At 66.1% G+C, this 17,982-nt stretch carries 18 protein-coding genes and 1 tRNA gene; 9 read left to right on the top strand and 10 right to left on the bottom strand.

All coding sequences use genetic code 11. The features are described 5' to 3' along the window. Positions 1-4: 4 nt before the first annotated feature. Both AC0QC4_RS15140 and AC0QC4_RS15135 read left to right on the top strand, forming a co-directional pair. Complete coding sequence (locus tag AC0QC4_RS15140; protein WP_483660753.1) at positions 5-715, top strand: hypothetical protein; 711 nt, start codon at positions 5-7, stop codon at positions 713-715. Then, complete coding sequence (locus AC0QC4_RS15135) at positions 696-1,649, top strand: hypothetical protein (protein WP_483660752.1); 954 nt, start codon at positions 696-698, stop codon at positions 1,647-1,649. Before AC0QC4_RS15140 ends, AC0QC4_RS15135 begins: the two co-directional genes overlap by 20 nt. Before the next feature lie 21 nt (positions 1,650-1,670). Here the strand turns inward: AC0QC4_RS15135 and gatB are convergent, their stop codons facing one another. The 6 genes from gatB to AC0QC4_RS15105 form a co-directional block, all read right to left on the bottom strand. Then, complete coding sequence (gatB, locus tag AC0QC4_RS15130) at positions 1,671-3,143, bottom strand: Asp-tRNA(Asn)/Glu-tRNA(Gln) amidotransferase subunit GatB (RefSeq protein ID WP_483660750.1); 1,473 nt, start codon at positions 3,141-3,143, stop codon at positions 1,671-1,673. Beyond that, complete coding sequence (locus AC0QC4_RS15125; protein ID WP_483660748.1) at positions 3,136-3,549, bottom strand: type II toxin-antitoxin system VapC family toxin; 414 nt, start codon at positions 3,547-3,549, stop codon at positions 3,136-3,138. The genes gatB and AC0QC4_RS15125 overlap by 8 nt, the downstream gene beginning before the upstream one ends. Beyond that, a complete protein-coding gene (locus AC0QC4_RS15120; RefSeq protein ID WP_483660747.1) occupies positions 3,546-3,833 on the bottom strand; it encodes a type II toxin-antitoxin system PrlF family antitoxin in 288 nt (95 codons plus the stop codon). Before AC0QC4_RS15120 ends, AC0QC4_RS15125 begins: the two co-directional genes overlap by 4 nt. A gap of 35 nt (positions 3,834-3,868) precedes the next feature. Further along, positions 3,869-5,353 (bottom strand): Asp-tRNA(Asn)/Glu-tRNA(Gln) amidotransferase subunit GatA, encoded by a 1,485-nt coding sequence (gene gatA / locus AC0QC4_RS15115; RefSeq protein WP_483660746.1) that lies wholly within the window; start codon positions 5,351-5,353, stop codon positions 3,869-3,871. Between the two features lie 103 nt (positions 5,354-5,456). Further along, complete coding sequence (gatC, locus tag AC0QC4_RS15110; protein ID WP_483660745.1) at positions 5,457-5,759, bottom strand: Asp-tRNA(Asn)/Glu-tRNA(Gln) amidotransferase subunit GatC; 303 nt, start codon at positions 5,757-5,759, stop codon at positions 5,457-5,459. A gap of 248 nt (positions 5,760-6,007) precedes the next feature. Next, positions 6,008-7,726 carry a DUF4153 domain-containing protein gene (locus tag AC0QC4_RS15105; RefSeq protein ID WP_483660743.1) on the bottom strand — a complete coding sequence of 573 codons (1,719 nt, stop codon included), beginning with the start codon at positions 7,724-7,726 and terminating at the stop codon, positions 6,008-6,010. Between the two features lie 247 nt (positions 7,727-7,973). Between AC0QC4_RS15105 and AC0QC4_RS15100 the strand changes: the two genes are divergently transcribed. The 3 genes from AC0QC4_RS15100 (at position 7,974) to AC0QC4_RS15090 (ending at position 10,074) form a co-directional block, all read left to right on the top strand. Continuing rightward, positions 7,974-9,161 (top strand): DUF3089 domain-containing protein, encoded by a 1,188-nt coding sequence (locus AC0QC4_RS15100; RefSeq protein ID WP_483660742.1) that lies wholly within the window; start codon positions 7,974-7,976, stop codon positions 9,159-9,161. Between the two features lie 100 nt (positions 9,162-9,261). Next, positions 9,262-9,723, top strand: a complete 462-nt coding sequence (gene ruvX / locus AC0QC4_RS15095; protein WP_483660741.1) for a Holliday junction resolvase RuvX — start codon at positions 9,262-9,264, stop codon at positions 9,721-9,723. Between the two features lie 45 nt (positions 9,724-9,768). Then, positions 9,769-10,074 carry a DUF1294 domain-containing protein gene (locus tag AC0QC4_RS15090; RefSeq protein WP_483660740.1) on the top strand — a complete coding sequence of 102 codons (306 nt, stop codon included), beginning with the start codon at positions 9,769-9,771 and terminating at the stop codon, positions 10,072-10,074. Here the strand turns inward: AC0QC4_RS15090 and AC0QC4_RS15085 are convergent. Further along, on the bottom strand, positions 10,057-11,523 hold the full coding sequence (locus tag AC0QC4_RS15085) for a vWA domain-containing protein (RefSeq protein WP_483660739.1): 1,467 nt from the start codon (positions 11,521-11,523) through the stop codon (positions 10,057-10,059). The two genes, AC0QC4_RS15090 and AC0QC4_RS15085, sit on opposite strands and share 18 nt — an antisense overlap. A 436-nt stretch (positions 11,524-11,959) precedes the next feature. On the opposite strand from AC0QC4_RS15085, the gene AC0QC4_RS15080 reads away from it, so the two are divergent. After that, a complete protein-coding gene (locus AC0QC4_RS15080; RefSeq protein WP_483660738.1) occupies positions 11,960-12,955 on the top strand; it encodes an aspartate carbamoyltransferase catalytic subunit in 996 nt (331 codons plus the stop codon). Next, positions 12,952-14,184, top strand: a complete 1,233-nt coding sequence (locus AC0QC4_RS15075; protein ID WP_483660736.1) for a dihydroorotase — start codon at positions 12,952-12,954, stop codon at positions 14,182-14,184. Before AC0QC4_RS15080 ends, AC0QC4_RS15075 begins: the two co-directional genes overlap by 4 nt. Before the next feature lie 146 nt (positions 14,185-14,330). Here the strand turns inward: AC0QC4_RS15075 and secF are convergent, their stop codons facing one another. Genes secF through yajC form a run of 3 tightly spaced genes read right to left on the bottom strand, consistent with a single transcriptional unit; the run spans position 14,331 to position 17,360 of the window. Next, a complete protein-coding gene (gene secF / locus AC0QC4_RS15070) occupies positions 14,331-15,323 on the bottom strand; it encodes a protein translocase subunit SecF (RefSeq protein WP_483660734.1) in 993 nt (330 codons plus the stop codon). A gap of 15 nt (positions 15,324-15,338) precedes the next feature. Next, complete coding sequence (secD, locus tag AC0QC4_RS15065; RefSeq protein WP_483660733.1) at positions 15,339-16,994, bottom strand: protein translocase subunit SecD; 1,656 nt, start codon at positions 16,992-16,994, stop codon at positions 15,339-15,341. Between the two features lie 30 nt (positions 16,995-17,024). After that, positions 17,025-17,360 (bottom strand): preprotein translocase subunit YajC, encoded by a 336-nt coding sequence (gene yajC / locus AC0QC4_RS15060; protein ID WP_483660846.1) that lies wholly within the window; start codon positions 17,358-17,360, stop codon positions 17,025-17,027. 163 nt (positions 17,361-17,523) lie between these two features. On the opposite strand from yajC, the gene AC0QC4_RS15055 reads away from it, so the two are divergent. Further along, positions 17,524-17,823, top strand: coding sequence for a putative quinol monooxygenase (locus AC0QC4_RS15055; protein WP_483660732.1), 300 nt, complete (start codon positions 17,524-17,526; stop codon positions 17,821-17,823). 54 nt (positions 17,824-17,877) lie between these two features. After that, positions 17,878-17,954: transfer RNA gene (locus AC0QC4_RS15050), tRNA-Pro, on the top strand. Positions 17,955-17,982: the final 28 nt, after the last annotated feature.

Below are 17,982 nucleotides of genomic sequence, written 5' to 3'. Positions count from 1 at the left end.
AGCGATGCCACTGCATGCACAAACGACAGAGGCTGGGGCCAGCGGTGCTGCTGCGCAACCTGTCGATACCTCGCCGACACCGCCGCCCGTGGCGGTAACCGAATCGACCGCCGCGCCGGTCGTCTCGACGCCTGCCGCCGCACAGCCGGCTGCGCCGGCCGTATGCGAATTGCGCGTGTTCCCGACGTTGGAAGGTCAGGCCCAGTCGAGTGGCTGGCTGTCTGGATTCGGTGTGGTCGGCGCGGTCGCCGATGCTGCCGCCAACGCCAATCGCAATGTCTCCGACGCGGACTATCTGCGCGATGCGCTGGGGCCGCAGTTCCAGGTGGCAGCGTTCCAGTCGATCGACCTTGTTGCAGCGCTCAACCTGCCGGCCGGAACGCAAGTCACCTATGAACAGCCGATCGCGGACCGGGACATCACCACCGAGGTGCGCACCCGGCTGACGCAGAGCACGCACGCCTGCTATGCCGAGCTGATCGTCACGCAGAACCTGTACCTCAAGCGGCCGATTTATGGACGCTCGCTCAACAACCGGTTCATCTTCAAGGATTTCCGCAACGGCGTCACGCAGGCGCAGATGGTTCGCGGGCGCGGCGGCAACGGGCTGACCCAGTTCCCGCCGGAAACCCCTGAGCAGCGTGAAGCGGCCGATGCCGATCTGCGCCAGGCCTTCCTCGCGAACTTCAACGAATATGCCGCGCGCTTCCGGTAAGCGCGGGTCGCGCCTCGCCGCCACCGCTCTGGTGGCGGCGACTCTGCTGGCATTCGCCGCGCCGGCAAACGCGCAGCGCAATCCTGCACCTAGTCCCTATGTCTCGGCAGAGCTGCGTGCTGCGAGCGATGTGCGGCCAGTGGCGGCGCTGTTGTCACAAAATGAGCTGGCCAGCAGCATCGAACTTGGCCGAATTCTGGGGCCGAATACCGGCAACGGCGGCCTTCTCGGCGCAATCATCATTGTCGCTATGGATCGGACTACCGAGCGACTGACTGCGGCAGCCAATGCGCGTGCTGAGGCCCACATCGCTCCGCTGCGCACGGCACTGACCGGGTTTGACGGCAATGCGCTGGCGCAGCAGGCAACAAGCACGGCGCTGTCGGGCCTGTCCTGGTTCAATGCGGGCGCCACCGAATTGCGCGTCAACGCCTCGCAGGCCGAGAATGCGCCGCCGCCGCAGCGCCTGTTCGCGCTCGATCATCCGCAGGCGAACCAGCTCGGCCTGATTAGCTGGCGTTACCAGATGTCGCCGGATTTTTCGCAGGTGCAAGTGATTGCCTCTGTCGAGATCGTTGATCGCGCACGTCTGGTCCCCCGCTATCGCCAACAGCTGATCAGCATCGTCAAGCTCGACCGGCCGTCATTCGTGCCAGAGGAGAATGTCGCACGCTGGAGCGCTAACGGTGGTGCGCCTGCACGGCGGGCCCTCGAAATGGCTTTTGCCCGTGCCGGGCAGACCATTCCGCGCATCATGGACCTCGACCAGGCCGCTTACCGCCATGCTACCGACCGCCGCCGCACCGACCGGGTGATCGCTGTCGGCTATCATGGCCCGGTGCTGTTTCAGGACGAAGCCGGACCCGTGTTCTGGGCGCGCGACGGCGACCAGGGTCTGGCAGCCTTCGTCGCGGTACAGACGGTGACGGAATAAGGGTGCGGCGCGGCGCAGGGGTTACCCCAGCCGCGCCTTCACCACCTCGTTGACCAGCTTGGGGTTGGCCTTGCCGCCCATCGCCTTCATCGTCTGGCCGACGAAGAAGCCGAACAGCGCTTCCTTGCCCGCCTTATACTGATCGACCTTGTCGGCGTTGGCGGCGAGGACGGCGTCGACGGCGGCTTCGATGGCGCCGGTGTCGCTGGTCTGCTTGAGGCCGTCGCGTTCGACGATGACGCCGGCGGAATCGCCGCTTTCCAGCATCTTTTCGAAGACCTGCTTGGCGAGGCTGCCGGAGAGGGTGCCGTCATCGACCAGCGCCAGCAATTCGCCGGCCTGGGCGGGCGAGATGGGGGAGTTGGCGATGTCCGTGCCGAGGCGGTTCAACGCGCCGAACAGTTCGGACGTGGTCCAGTTGGCCGCCGCGACCGGCTTGGCGCCGGTTTCCAGCAGCGCATCGAACCAGCGTGCCGCCTCCACTTCCGCGGTCAGCACGCCAGTGTTGTAGGCGCTGATGCCGAGGCCGAGGTAGCGCTGGCGCTTGGCGTCGGGCAGCTCGGGCAGGCTCGCGCGGCATTCCTCGACGAACGCTTCGTCCAGTTCGAGCGGCAGCAGGTCCGGATCGGGGAAATAGCGGTAATCGTGCGCATCCTCCTTGGAGCGCATCGAGCGGGTGGTGTTGCGATCGGGGTCGTAGAGCCGCGTTTCCTGCACCACAGTGCCGCCGCTCTCGATCAGCGCGATCTGGCGACGCGCTTCCTGTTCGACCACCGCTTCGATGAAGCGGACCGAATTGACATTCTTGGTCTCGGTGCGCGTGCCGAAGTCCGCGCCCGGCTTGCGCACGGAGACGTTGACGTCGGCGCGCATCGAGCCTTCGTCCATGTTGCCGTCGCACGAGCCGACGTAGCGCAAGATCGAACGCAGCTTGCGGACATAGGCACCGGCCTCCGCGGGCGAACGCATGTCGGGGCGGCTGACGATCTCCATCAGCGCCACGCCCGAGCGGTTGAGATCGACATAGGACATGGTCGGGTGCTGATCGTGCATCAGCTTGCCCGCATCCTGCTCGACATGGATGCGCTCGATGCCGATGCGCTTGGCCTCGGGCAGCCCCGCCTTCTCGTCCGCCTCGATGGTCAGCGCGCCCTCCCCCACCAGCGGGTGGTAGAGCTGGCTGATCTGGTAGCCCTGCGGCAGGTCCGCATAGAAATAATTCTTGCGGTCGAACCGGCTCCAGCGGTTGATCTGGGCTTCGATGGCAAGCCCGGTGCGCACCGCCTGGCGGATACATTCGCGGTTGGGCACCGGCAGCATGCCGGGCATCGCCGCGTCGACCAGGCTGACCTGCGTGTTCGGCTCGGCGCCGAACGCAGTCGCCGCGCCGGAGAACAGCTTGGCCTGGGTGGTGATCTGCGCATGGACCTCAAGGCCGATCACGACCTCCCATTCGCCGGTTTCGCCTGTGATGCGGTAGGGGGTGTCAGTCATGCATTCTCTGCTCTGGATCGATAAGTTCGACATCGGGGAAATAGCTGGCAAACCCCTTGCGATCACTGGTAATCAATGGCCAGCCTTTTCGGTACGCTTGAGCGCCAATCAAGAAGTCGGGCAAGATAGTTTCGCGAACGCCCTTGCGCCGCCGATATTCCCGATAGGCTTGGCCGGCATCATAGCAGTCATCAAGACTGAGCCGCTGAACCCTGATCGACAGGGCCGAAAGTGCGGCGCGCACCGCCTCGGCTGACGGAAACCGACCGGCAATCTCGGCAAAAATGACTTCGTTGATGAACACAGCCTGTTCATCAGCAAGTGCGAAGAGAAGCTCGACATAGGCCGAGTGCCGTGGATGCGCGGCATCAAACGCAATGATGAGGACATTGGTGTCGACAATCATACCTCCGGGCCATCGCCCCGCATTAGCCGCTGATAGGCAAGGCCATCCATTGCCGGGAAAGGGTCAAACTTGGCAAAATCCTCGCTCACCTTCGCCGCGCGCGCGAGATAATCGGCCTTCCTGTCCTGCCTCGCGCGTTCGTCATCCGCGGCGATTATCGAAACGGTTCCGGCTGCGTCGATCTGAAAACGCACCTTGCTCCCCGGGCCGATCCCCAGCGCTTCGCGGATGTCTTTCGGCACCGTGACCTGCGATTTGGACGTGAGTTTGGACTGGTAACTCATGCGCAGACATTACTCTTTGGCGGTAATACCGTCAATCACCACCACCGATCCGGCCGCGCCACAAACGCGCTGCGCTGTTCGATTGCCAGGCTTGCGTTGAGCACGCCCTGTTCGTCGAACGCGCGTCCGATGATCTGCAAGCCCAGCGGCAAACCGGCCGCGTCCTGCCCACCGGGAACCGACATGGCGGGGAGGCCCGCCAGGCTTGCGGGCACGGCGAACACGTCGTTGAGATACATCGCCAGCGGATCGGCGCTCTTGTCGCCCAGCGCGAAGGCGGAGGACGGCGCGGTCGGGGTCAGGATGACGTCGCACTGCTGGAAGGCCTGTTCGACGTCGCGGGCGATCAGGGCACGCACCTTCTGCGCCTGCGTATAATAGGCGTCGTAGAAGCCGGCCGAGAGCACATAGGTGCCGATCATGATGCGGCGCTTGACCTCCGGCCCGAAGCCCGCAGCGCGGGTCGCGGCATACATCTCCTGCAGGCCGACGCCTTCCGGCAGGTCGCGCAGGCCGTAGCGCACGCCGTCATAGCGGGCGAGGTTGGACGAGGCCTCTGCGGGGGCGATGATGTAATAGGCCGGCAGCGCATATTTGGTGTGCGGCAGCGAGATGTCGACGATCTCCGCCCCCGCATCGCGCATCCAGGCGATGCCATTGTCCCACACGCGGGCGATATCGGCATCGATGCCGTCGACGCGATATTCGCGCGGCACGCCGACGCGCTTGCCCTTCATGTCCGCGTTCAGCCCGGCTTCCCACGCGGGCACCGGCAGGTCGAGGCTGGTCGCATCCTTGGGATCGAAGCCCGCCATCGCCTCCAGCATGATCGCGCAATCGCGCACGTCGCGCGCCATCGGCCCGGCCTGGTCGAGGCTGGAGGCGAAGGCGACGATGCCCCAGCGCGAGCAGCGGCCATAGGTCGGCTTGATGCCGCTGATGCCGGTGAAGGCGGCGGGCTGGCGGATCGAACCGCCGGTGTCCGTGCCGGTCGCCGCCGGGCAGAGGCGCGCGGCGATGGCGGAGGAGGAACCGCCCGAGGACCCGCCCGGGGCGAGTGCGGCATTGCCACCGTCATTGCGCCGCCAGGGCGAGATGACATTGCCGAAATAGCTGGTCTCGTTGGACGAGCCCATGGCGAACTGGTCGAGATTGAGCTTGCCCAGCATGCCCGCGCCCGCCGACCAGAGTTTGGCGGAAACGGTCGACTCATAGGTGGGCACGAAGCCTTCGAGCATGTGGCTGGCGGCAGTGGTCTGCACACCGGCGGTGCAGAACAGGTCCTTCATGCCAATCGGCACCCCCGCCATGCTGCCGAGCGTCTGGCCGGCAGCGCGCGCCGTATCGACTGCGCGCGCGGCGTCGAGCGCCTTTTCCGGGGTCTTGACGATGAAGGCATTGAGCGCGTCGGCGCTATCGACCGCCGCGTTGAACGCCTCTGCCACCTCGACGGCGGAGAAGCTGCCATCGCGCACGCCGTCGCGGATCGCGGCAATGCCAAGGTCGGTTAAATCGGACACTGAAATTTCTCCGTAGCCCTGAGCGTATCGAAGGGCGTTTCTCGGTAGGAGAGCCGTCCTTCGACAGGCTCAGGACTTGCGGCTGTTGGGCAGCCGGGTCGGATCACTCAATCACCTTGGGCACGCCGAAAAAGCCATGCTGCGCGGCGGGCGCATTGGCCAGCACCTTGTCCCTCACCCCGCCGCCGGTCAGCGGATCGGCATCGACCACATCGTCGCGCAGGCGCAAGCTGTTGGGGATCACCGCGGTCATCGGCTCGACCCCGGTCACGTCGACCTCACCCAATTGCTCGACCCAGCCGAGGATATTGTTGAGCTCTGGCACCAGCGCCTCCACCTCGGCATCGCTGACGGCGATGCGGGCGAGCTTGGCAATTTTCGTGACGGTAGCGGAATCGACGGACATGGCGGGCGGAAACGTCCTCGCATGGGGTGGGAGACTGTGCGCCGTGCGCTAGCATTGCGGGTGCGGGGGGGCAAGGCGGGGACGTCGCCCGATGCGTCCTCCCCTTCAGGGGAGGTGGCCCCGAAGGGGTCGGAGGGGCCGGCCCGTCGTTCCGTGACGCTGCCGGCCAACCACCGTTACGTAACAACCCCGTGCCCCTCCGTCAGTCCTGCGGACTGCCACCTCCCCCAAGGGGGAGGAAGCCAGCCTCACTCCAGATCCCCGCTCACCACCTGCCCGTTGATCAAAATCTGCCGCCGCCGGACTTCGCGGAAGCTGACCTCGCCATTCTCGATCATGTCGATGGTGACGGTGTTGCCCGGTGTGGAACGCGCAACATTGTCCCGATCTAACCAATGTCCATCGGCCTGCCGCTCGAATTCGCTGGTATAGCGATTACCCTGATGAACTACGACGACGCGGTCTTCGTTCAGCCACACCGCCAAACATGGACCTGTGCGACAACGGCTGCCGTCATCCATCTCGGCCAGTAAAGCATCCGGAAGTGGTCGACCGGCTGGAAACACCCGCACTTTCTGGGCGATAGGCTTAAGAACATAGGCATTTTCCGCCTCGCTGCGATTGTCGTAGTCGAGGCCATCGATGTTCCACCGATGCCGCGCCGCCAGCGCAAATTGTGCCGCCCGCCGGTTGTACTCCGGCCCTTCCTGCACCATCCGCTCCAACGCCGCCCTTCCCTCTGGCCCAAAATCGAACGCCATCGCCGCCCAGTCAAACTCACCTGGCGCTGTCGCCCCGCTCCTCAGCCGCGCCACCTGATCGCGCGCCGAGATCGCCCCGAAGTCGACGATCGGCAGCGCGAGAAACAGCGCCACGCCGCACACGCCGAGCGCGAGGCGGGTCTGCACGGTGCGCACCACCGGCGCAAAGCCGCCTCGCCCGCGCCAGACCGACCACCAGCCGGCAAGGCCGAAGGCGATGGCAACGCCCGCACACACCACCGCCCACAGCCGGTCCGGCGTCCAGCCATATTGGCCGACGCGCAAGCCCAGCGCCGTCATCGCCAGACCCGCCAGCGGCAGCACGACCAGCGCCAGCGCCATTGCCGACCAGCGCAGCACCCGGTTGCTCTGCTGATCCTCGTCCCCCATGCCGATGGCGGCGTTGAGCAACACCCACGCGCCCGCCGCAGCCGCCATCGTCAGCGCCGCCGCCGATGCCCAGCTTTCCCACAACCCCGACAGGCCGGAGACGGGCAAGGACAGCAGAAACAACACCAGCGCCACGGCCAGCACCGGCGAAAGCACGGCCAGCACCACCATCACCAGCCGTTGCATCGTGCCGACCAGCGCATCGCGCTCGCGCAAAATGCCGACCGCCGCCCCAAAGGCGAAACCCGCCAGCGGCCAGCCGAATTCCGGCTCCTCCAGCACCTCCTTCAGCGCATCGATGCCGATCACGTCGAACAATCCGGCGATGAGCCAGGCGAGCGCAAAGGTGATGGCGACAAAGGCGATGCTCGCCGCGCCGATCACCGCATCGGTCCACACATGCGTATGGACATTGCCCGAGGAAAAGCGCCAGCCGCCCTCGTCCCGCGCATTCTGGAACAGAGGGCAGGCGAGCAGCACTGCGAAGATCGCCGCGAGGAAGGGAAACTCCACCACCTCCCCGCCGCGATTGTAGCCATGCGTGTTCCAGCCGACGAGGCCGACGATCAGCCCCCAGCCCAGCGCAAAGGCAAGCGCCCACAGCCAGCGGCGCTTTTCCACCGTGAGCACGAACGACAGGCTGGCCACCGCGACGAAGCTCGCGCCGACGACGCGCCAGCTGGTGGCGCGGGTCGCATCGACATGTTCGACCAGCAGCCAGAAGGCGAGACCGGCAGCGGCGCAGATCGCCGCCATGATCCATGGACGCAGCGGCCAGGGCTCGTCATTGCTGTTGGCGCGGGTGCTGGTGGTCATGATCTTGCACTCCATTCGTCATTGCGCGCGTAGCGAAACAATCCAGCGCGGTTTGCGCCGACTCTGGATTGCTTCGCTTCGCTCGCAATGACGGCATCTGTTGACGGGGGGAGCATGGCCCCGGCCGCGCTCCCCTGTCCAGTCACCATCCCGTGCACCCGCCATGCAGAAACGATGCAGCCGATTGCCCTTGCACGGCGCAGCCCCTATCTGCGCTCAGCTTTCCTCTCTCTCCAGCGAGACCGTCTTGGCCCGCAAATTTCTCTACGTCTTCGCGCTGCTGATCGTCCTCGTCATCGTCGGGGCCTTTGCCTATCGGCTGTTCCCGGCGAGCTTCATGCGCATGGCGCTGGTGCCGACAGTCGAATTCAGCGAGCCCGCCGACGATGCCCATGACTACAGCCGCGACGCGCTGTGGATCGCCCGGCCCGGCAAGCAGGGCGTGGACCCCACCCTGTGGATGCCGCGCCTGCCGCAGGAGGGCGTCGCTCAGGAGGATATGGACAAGGCGGCCAAGGAGGCGGCGACGCGCGTCGCGCCAGAAGCCGAACGGGGCAAGGCCGCGATCTTTTTCGTCCATCCCACCAGCTATCTGAAGCGCGACCACTGGAACGCCCCGCTCGACGATGCCGAGGCCAATTGGCGCGCGGAGCTGTTCGTGCGTGGCATGGCCAGCAGTCTCGCAGGTGCCGGCGAGCTATGGGTGCCGCGTTATCATCAAGCCGCAATGGGCGCCTTCCTGACCGAGGACGTCGACACCGCCAACCGCGCGCTCAACGCCGCCTATCGCGACGTGCTCGCGGCGTTCGACCAGTTCCTGATCGAGGCCGGACCCGACCGGCCGATCATCCTTGCCGGGCACAGCCAGGGCTCGCTGCATCTCGCGCGGCTTTTGCGCGAGCGCATCGCCGGACGCCCGATCGCCCAGCGTATCGTCGCGGCCTATGTGGTCGGCTGGCCGATTTCGGAAGAGCGCGACCTGCCGCTGATGGGCCTGCCCGCCTGTGAGGAAGCCGACAGCAGCAACTGCATCCTCGCCTGGCAGAGCTTTGCCGAGCCGGCCGAGCCGGAGATGATCCTGAGCGTTTATGACGCCACCATCGGCTTCGACGGCGAGAGCCGCCGGGGCACCCGCATGCTGTGCGTCAACCCCATCACCGGCGTGCGCAATGGCGCGGCGCTAAAGTCGGCCAATCTCGGCACGGTCAAGGCCGACAGCGATTTCGCCGACGGCACGCTATACCCGGGCGCGGTCGGTGCGCGCTGCGACGACCCGGCGCGCGGCGGCCGCGGCCTGCTGCTGATCGGCGAAGGACCGGACCTTGGCGGCTATCTGCTGCCCGGCAACAATTACCATGTTTTCGATTATCCGCTGTTCTGGCCCAATGTGCGTGCCGATGCGATCCGGCGGCTGGCGGCGTTCGAGGCGCGATAGACTTGCCAGCATGCCCGTAGCCCTGCGCTTGTCGAAGGGTGTCTTGCACTATTGCGCAGCGCCCTTCGACAAGCTCCGGGCTACGGTCTAGGTGGCGAACATGATCACCACCGACCCCGCCCAGTTTGCATCCGCCCTGCCCCACGCCGGTCGCCTGCTCGGCCTCGACGTCGGCACGAAAACCATCGGCACCGCGCTGTGCGATGCAGGCTGGTCGTTCGCTTCGCCGGCCGATCTTGTCCGCCGCAGCAAGTTTACCGCAGACAAGGCCGCACTGACCGCGATCATCGGCAGGGAACGGATAGCCGGGCTGGTCATCGGCCTGCCGCTCAATCTCGACGGCACCGACAGCCCGCGCACGCAATCGACCCGGGCCTTTGCCCGCAACATGGCGGATACCGGCCTCCCCATCCTTTTGTGGGACGAGCGATGGTCGACGGCTGCGGTCGAGCGCGCGATGATCGCCGCCGATGTCAGCCGGTCCAAGCGCGCAGAGCGTATCGACAACGCGGCAGCGAGCTACATCCTGCAAGGCGCGATCGACGCACTGACGCGGGGCTGACGGCCATTAACGATCGGTGGGCGATTTGGCGCTAGCACCCCGTTCATGGACATGCTGCTCTACTGGCTGATTGCCGCCAATCTGATCGGCTTCACCCTGATGGTGTGGGACAAGAGCTGTGCCGAAGCCGGCCGGCGGCGCGTGGCCGAGCAGACGCTGATCCTGTGGAGCCTGATCGGCGGATCGCTCGGCACGCTCGCGGCCGCGCAGATCGTCCGCCACAAGACCCGCAAGCAACCGATCGCATCGCTGCTGCGCGGCATACCGCTGGTGCAGGCGGGGCTGGCCGGGGCCTGGTATGCCGGCTGGCTCGACCCCGTCCTTGCCACGATCCTACCGTCCGGCCTGTAACTCTCCGGCGCGTCCGGCCAGCGTCACGAATTCGCGCCGCCAGCGGTCGTTACCGGCGTTGCGCTCCGCCAGAGCGCGGGCATCGGCGTAACCGAAGCGACCGAGCCGCGTGTCGCCGCGCAGCAACTGGCCATAGGCGGCCACCGCCACGGCAAAGCCCATGTCCCCGCGCGGCGCGCCGGGGGCGCGCAGCCGGGCCGCCGGTACGCGGCGCTCGATCAGCCGCGATTCACTCTCGCCGGGCAGCTTGTAGCGCAGCCGCAGCGACACGGCGTCGGCGCTGCTGTCACCGCCACCGCTGCGCCGGTTGGCGGCAAAGGCGCGATCGGGCAGCCAGCCGCGCCCGCCGGCCGGGACGATCTCGTAGATCGCGGTCACCTGATGCCCGGCGCCGATCTCCCCGGCGTCGACCGCGTCATTGGCGAAATCCTCTTCGGCAAGCGCGCGATTCTCGTAGCCGATCAGGCGATATTCGCTGACATGGGCCGGGTTGAATTCGACCTGGATTTTCACATCGTGCGCAATGGTGAACAGCGTCGAAGACAATTGCTGGGTGAGGACCCGGCGCGCCTCTGTGATGCGGTCGATATAGGCATAGTTGCCGTTACCGCTGTCCGCCGCCTGTTCCATCAGCGCTTCATTATAGTTGCCGCGCCCGAAGCCGAGCGTGGTCAACTGGATGCCGCTGGCGCGCTGCCGCTCGATCAAGTCGATCAGCGCGCCATTGTCGCTGACGCCGACGTTGAAGTCGCCGTCGGTGGCGAGGATGACGCGGTTGATGGCGCCATCGACGAAATTGTCGCGCGCGGTGCGGTAAGCGAGTTCGAGGCCGGCTCCGCCCGCGGTCGAGCCGCCGGCGACCAGCCGGTCGAGCGCGGCGATCACCGCCTGCGGATCGCTGGTCGGATCGAGCACCCGCCCGGCCGCGCCAGCGTAAACGACGATCGAAACCTTGTCGCGCGGGGTAAGCTGTTCGGCCATCAGCGCCAGCGAGCATTGCACGAGGCCGAGCCGGTCGGTACCCTGCATCGATCCCGAAACATCGACCAGAAACACGAGATTGGCCGCTGGGCGTTCGCGCGCGGAAACGTCATACCCCCGCAGACCGACACGCATCAGGCGGGTCTCGGGATTCCAGGGCGTCGCCGCGAAATCGGTGGTGACGCTGAAGGGTGTGCGGCGATCGTCCGGCGCCGGATAATCGTAGCGGAAATAGTTGAGCAGCTCCTCGGTGCGCACCGCATCCTGCGGCGGCAGGCGGTTGTCCTGCGTCAGCATCCGCCGGACGTTGGAATAGCTGCCGGTGTCGACATCGACCGAGAAAGTCGAAACCGGAGTCTGCGACACGGCGAACACGCCGGAGACAGCTTCTCCGGCATAGCGATCTCGGTCGGCAACCGGTGCGGCCGGGGCGACGACATAGCCGCTCGCCACCCGCTGCCCCGTCACGACTATCCCCGATGAATTTGAGGCAGAAGGGGGAGGGGGAGGCGGTGGCGGAGGAGGCGGAGGAGGAGGGGGCGGCGGCGCAGGCAAGGCGGAATAGGCACCGGGCGACGGTGGGGCCTGGACCGCGCCGGTGCGCGACGGCGCGCGATAGCGCCTCGACTCCTCCCGTGAGGCCTCGCTGGTGTAGCGCGCGCAAAGTTGCTCGGCATCGATACGGGAATCGCGTTTGGAGTCCTGCGCGCGCGGGCGTTGCGATGGGCGGCGGCACGCTTCCGGTCAGGACCAGCGCAACCAGTGGCAATGTGGCTATCGTCCGCATCGGACCTCTCCCCTTCCCTTACGACCGAGACCAGCGGAGGCTAGGGTGCGGCCGATGAATGCGCCATGACCGCCGCGCTTGAGCTTTGTTCAGCTTGCTCCTAAAGGCTCGGCTTTAATGACATCGGCACCCCACCCCATCGATCCGCGCACCCCCGCAGGGCACGCGGCTTTTCCGCACAGGCATCTGCTGGGGCTTGGCGGCCTGCAGCCGTGGGAGATGAGCTTCCTGCTCGACGAGGCGGAACGCTGGGTCGATCTCGGCCGGTCCGGCGCGGTCAAGCATGCCGACGTGCTCTCCGGCCTCACGGTCATCAACGCCTTTTTCGAGAACAGCACGCGCACCCTCCTCTCGTTCGAAATCGCCGGCAAGCGACTGGGCGCGGATGTGGTCAACATGCATGTGGCGCAGTCGAGCGTTAAGAAGGGCGAGACGCTGATCGACACGGCGATGACGCTGAATGCGATGCGCGCCGATGCCATCGTCATCCGCCACGGCAGCTCGGGCGCGGTGGCGCTGATCGCCGACAAGGTCGATTGCCCGGTGCTCAACGCCGGTGACGGTTGGCACGAGCACCCGACGCAGGGGCTGCTCGACGCGCTGACCATCCGCCGCCGCAAGGGGCGGATCGACGGGCTGACCGTCGCCATCTGCGGCGACATCCGCCACAGCCGCGTGGCGCGGTCCAACATGATCGGCCTCGCCACGCTGGGGGCCGAGGTGCGGGTAGCCGGGCCGCCGACGCTGGTTCCGGCCGAGGTGGAAAGCTATGGCGTCACACGCTGCGACCGTATCGAGCCGGCGCTCGAAGGGGCGGACGTGGTGATGATGCTGCGGTTGCAGAATGAGCGGATGGATGGTGCGTTCATCCCTTCCGCGCGCGAATTCCACGCACTCTACGGCCTCACCGCAGAACGGCTGGCGCTGGCCAAGGACGATGCCCTGATCATGCACCCCGGCCCGATGAACCGAGGGGTCGAGATCGACAGCGCGGTTGCCGATCATCCGACCCGGTCGGCGATTACCGAGCAGGTGGAGATGGGCGTTGCCGTCCGCATGGCCTGCCTCGACGTGCTGACCCGGCGGGCGCGTGGCGTGGAGGGCTGGGCATGAGCTACGCGCCGCTCCTCATCCACAATGCGCTGCTGGTCGATCCGAATGCCGCGGAGCCGCGCAAGGGCAGTCTGCTGATCGCCGACGGCCGCATTGCCGAAATCGATCCGGTCGAGGCGCCATCGACCGCGAACTGGGTCGACGCGCTGGGCTATCTGCTGGCGCCGGGGATCGTCGACTTCGGCGTTTTCGCTGCCGACAAGAAGGCCTTCCATTTCGGCGGCATCACCCGCGCCGCGCTGATGCCCGATGGCACTTCGCCGCTCGATCAGCCGGGGCTGATCGAGCGCGCCGCCAAGGCGGGCAAACCCGATCTGTGGCTGCACCCGCTGGCCGCCGCAACCAAGGGGCTCGCGGGCAGCGAACTCGCCGAAATGGGGCTGATGCAGGCCGCCGGGGCGCGCGCCGTTGCCACCGGGCGCGCGCGCATTGCCGACAGCGGGGTGATGATGCGGGCGCTGGCCTATGCCGACGGCCTCGGCCTCGTCACCATCGTGCACGCCGAGGACGAGGGGCTGACGAAAGGCGCGGTCGCCACCACCGGCGACATGGCCTTTCGCCTGGGCCTGCCCTCTGCTCCGGCCGCGGCCGAGGCGATTGCGGTGGCGCGCGACATCGCGCTGGTCGAGGCGACCGGAGCCCCGCTCCACTTCCGCCAATTGACCACCGCCGCCGCCTTCGATCTGGTCCGCGCCGCCAAAGCAAAACGCCTGCCCATCACCTGCGGTATCAGCCCGGCGCACCTGTTGCTCAGCGATGTCGCGCTGGGTGCGTGGCGCACCTTTGCCCGCCTGTCGCCGCCCTTGCGCTGCGAAGAGGATCGCCAGGCTGCGCTGGCTGCGCTTCGCGATGGCACCATCGATGTGCTGTGCTCGGCGCACGATCCGCGCGGGCCTGAGGACAAGCGGCTGCCCTTTGCCGACGCGGCACCGGGCATGGCCGGCGCGGAAACGCTTTTGACGTTGGGCCTCGGGCTAGTGCGCGATGGCATCATCACCCTGCCCCGGCTGTTCCAGTTGCTGGCGGCGACTCCGGCGCGCCTGCTCGGCGTCGATGCCGGAACCCTGAACCCGGGTGCGGAAGCCGATCTGATCCTGATCGACCCCGACCGGCCATGGCAGGTCGACGCCAAGAAAATGTCGGCGCGTGCCGGCAATACGCCGTTCGACGGGCTGCCGGTGCAGGGGCGGGTCATGGCGGTGTGGAAAGGCGGCCGGAAGGTCGCCTAACGCTGCCCGGCAGCGCTTCTCCTGCCAAAGCTGGGGTCCACGCGCCGACAAAGTCCGTCAGCAACCCTCGACGCGGAAAGCAACATCGGGTGATGGACCCCTGCCTTCGCAGGGGCACACACTAGGGTCAGGACCCTAGTCCGAGATCAGACCACCGCGCCGGCGTTCTTGTCTTCGACCTTCCTGGCCTTGCCCTCCTCATCGAGGGGAACGAAGCTGTCCGGTCCGACTTTCAGCCACACCAGGATCGGCGCCGACATGTACACCGACGAATAGGTGCCGATGAAGATGCCGAGGAACATGGCAATCGAGAAACCGAAGATGACTTCCGGCCCGAGCAGCACCAGCGCGGCTAGCGCCAGCAGCATCGACAGGCTGGTCATGACCGTGCGGGCGAGCGTTTCGTTGACGCTGAGATCGAGCAGCGGGATGATCTCCATGCGCCGGAACTTGCGCAGATTCTCACGGATACGGTCGAACACGACGATGGTGTCGTTGAGTGAATAGCCGATGATCGTGAGCAGCGCAGCGACGATGTTGAGGTTGAATTCGAGCTGGGTGAGCGCGAAGAAACCGAAGGTCAGCGTCACGTCATGGAACAGCGCGAACAGCGCGCCGATGCCGAACTGCCATTCGAAGCGGAACCAGATGTAGATCGATATGCCGATCATCGCCAGCGCGAGGCTGAGCGCGCCGGTGGTCAACAGCTCGTTGGAGACCTTGCCCGAGACGGTGTCGACCGAGCTGACGGTGGCATCGGGATAGGCCTGACGGATGGTCGACTGCAGCCGCTGCGCCGCGCGATCGGCGGACGCCTTGGCCTCGGTCGCGCTCATGCCGGTCGAATCGGGCAAGGGCGTGCGGATGCCGATGTCGCGCGGGCTGCCGAATTCCTGGACGCTGATGTCCCCTTCCTGCAGCGCGCCGATCCGCTCGCGCAGCAGATCGAGATCGGGCTGCTGCGCAAATTCGACGCGGACCATCTGGCCGCCGGCAAAGTCGACCCCGAAGTTGAGGCCGCGCACCGCCACCAGGATGATCGAGCCGATGATCATCGCAAAGCTGATCCCCATGGCGATGTTGCGCCACTTGAGGAAATGGATGTTGGTATTGTCGGGAACGAGCTTGAGCAGCTTCATCGGTCCAGCCCTTCCTTAAATGGTGATCGACTGCGGCCGCGCCTTGCGCAGCCAGTTGGATGCGAACATGCGGCTGACGGTCACGGCGGTGAACACCGATGTGACGATACCGATGGTCAAAACCACCGCAAATCCGCGGATCGGACCGGAGCCGAAGACGAACATCAGCACCGCCGCGATGACGTTGGTGATGTTGGCGTCGAAAATGGCGCGGCTGGCTTCCTTGTAGCCCGTCTCCACCGCGGAGACGATCTTGCGGCCACGTCTCAACTCCTCGCGGATGCGCTCGTTGATCAGCACGTTGGCGTCGACCGCAGCGCCGATGGTCAGCACGAATCCCGCGATGCCGGGTAGCGTCAGGGTCGCGCCCATCACCGCCATGATGCCGATGATGAGGAGGATGTTGAGGATCAGCGCGATATCCGCGTAGACGCCGAAGCGGCCATAGACGGTAAGCATGAACAGCAGGGTCAGCAGGGTGGCGATGCCGGCGGCGATCGCACCCTTCTGGATCGATTCCTTGCCGAGGTCAGGGCCGACGGTGCGTTCCTCGACCACCGCCAGCTTGATCGGCAGCGCACCCGATTTGAGCGCGATAGCGAGCTGATTGGCGCTTTCGGTCGTGAAGTTGCCAGAAATCTGGGCCTGACCGCTGAGGATCGGCTCATTGATGCTGGGTGCCGACAGCACCTTGCCGTCGAGCAGCATGGCGAATTGCTGGCCGGTCTGTTCGGTGGTGACGCGCGCGAACACCGCCGAGCCGGGGCCGTCGAAGCCGATGTCGACGACCGGGCGGCTGTACTGGTCAAACCCGCCCTGCGCCTTTTCGAGCTGGTCGCCGTCGATCATCACCTGGCGGCTGACCACGACATAGCCCGGCGGGGGTGCCGAGGCCGGGTCGGCGTAGGGTGCGACCTCATAGCCGATGGGTGCACGGCCCTGCGCGGCCTCGGCGGCATCATACTGGCCGCTTTCCAGCACCTCGCGAAACTCGAGTCGTGCCGTCTGGCCGAGCAGCGCCTTGAGCGCGTTGGGATCCTGCAGACCCGGCACCTGCACGACAATGCGGTCGCTGCCCTGCAGCACGATGGTCGGCTCACGCGTGCCGAGTGCGTTGACGCGCCGCTCGACGATGTCGCGTGCGCCCGTCATCGCTTCTTCGATGAACTTCTGCAGCCCGGCGTTGGTCAGGGTCAGCACGACGCGGGTGGTGTCGCGCACCGAAATGTCCCAATCGCGCTGGCCGGTGAGCTGCGCGCCCGCGGTCAGATTGTTGAGCCGTTCGCGCACCTCGTCGACCTTCGATCCGTCGCGGACCAAGAAGGACAGGCTGTTGCCGCTGCGGCTGAGCTCGCCGATGGCGATATCGTCGGCCGTGCCGCTTTCGCCGCGCATCGCGACGCGGACCTGCCGCTCCATGCTGTCGAGTCGCTGCTTGCGCACGTCGCTGACGTCGGCTTCGAGCAAAATGTGCGATCCGCCGGCGAGATCGAGCCCGAGGTTGACGCGCGGGCGCGCCCATTCGGGCACGAAGGCGAGCGGCCCGGCCTGCTGATCGGCGGTTTCCTGCTGGAACAGACGCTCCGGGATGAAGGTCGGAATGGTCAGGAGGACGCCGATGATCAGCGTCAACGTGACGGCGATCGTCTTCCAGCGGGGAAAATCGAGCATGGTATCAAAGGTCCCGTGATGCCGGACGGATCAATCGTTGGCCGGCTTGACCGACGGGGTCAGCACGTCCGACAGGGTCGACTTGACCGCCTTGACCTTGACGCCGGTGGCGATCTCCACCTCGACCTCATTGTCGTCGACCTTGGTGACCTTGCCGATGAGGCCGCCACCGGTGACGACCATGTCACCGCGCTTGGCAGCCGCGATCTTGGCGGCATGATTTTTCATCCGGGTCTGCTGCGGGCGGATCAGCAGCACGTAGAAGACCACGAAAATCAGCAGCAGCGGCGCAAACTGAAGGAGGAATGCGGTCATGCCGCTACCGCCTGCGGATGCAGCAGCGGAAAAAATCGGACTGGAGATCATGTCTGGACCTTGCGAAAACTGGGCCGGAATGGCGCGGTCAATGACGCCCAAATGGGGTATCGTGCCGCTTTGCCAAGAGTGGGGCGCGCCTATCACTTCGTATCCAAGCGTGCAACCATGGCGGCGCGCGGCGATTCGCCGCATCACGGGAAGGGAGCAGCATATGATCATCATCCAGGGCCATGCCCGCTTCGCGCCAGGGACGGCCGCCAACCATCTCGATGCGCTGCGGACGATGGTCGAGGCGACAAGGGCAGAAGAAGGCTGCCTGCTCTATGCGTTTGCGTTCGATGCCGTGGACCCGGACGTGATGCATATCACCGAGCGCTGGGAGACGGCAGAAGCGCTGGCCGCGCATGGCAAGTCGGACCATATGCGCGCCTTCGGCAAGGCGATTGCCGCAGCGGCGCCGCTGGAAATCACCTTCGAGCGCTATGCTACCGAGGGGCCGATGCCGAAATAGCAGCGCCGCACCGCTTGCATCGCGCGTCGCCCGCCGCTAGGGCCGCGCTTCGGTCGGGACGTAGCGCAGCCTGGTAGCGCATCACACTGGGGGTGTGGGGGTCGCAGGTTCGAATCCTGTCGTCCCGACCAGTTTTTCCGGAAGCAGGCAGGATCGTGG

It is taken from the genome of Sphingomonas sp. jy18 (assembly GCF_056931895.1).
This window is presented reverse-complemented; position numbering and strand designations above follow the sequence as displayed.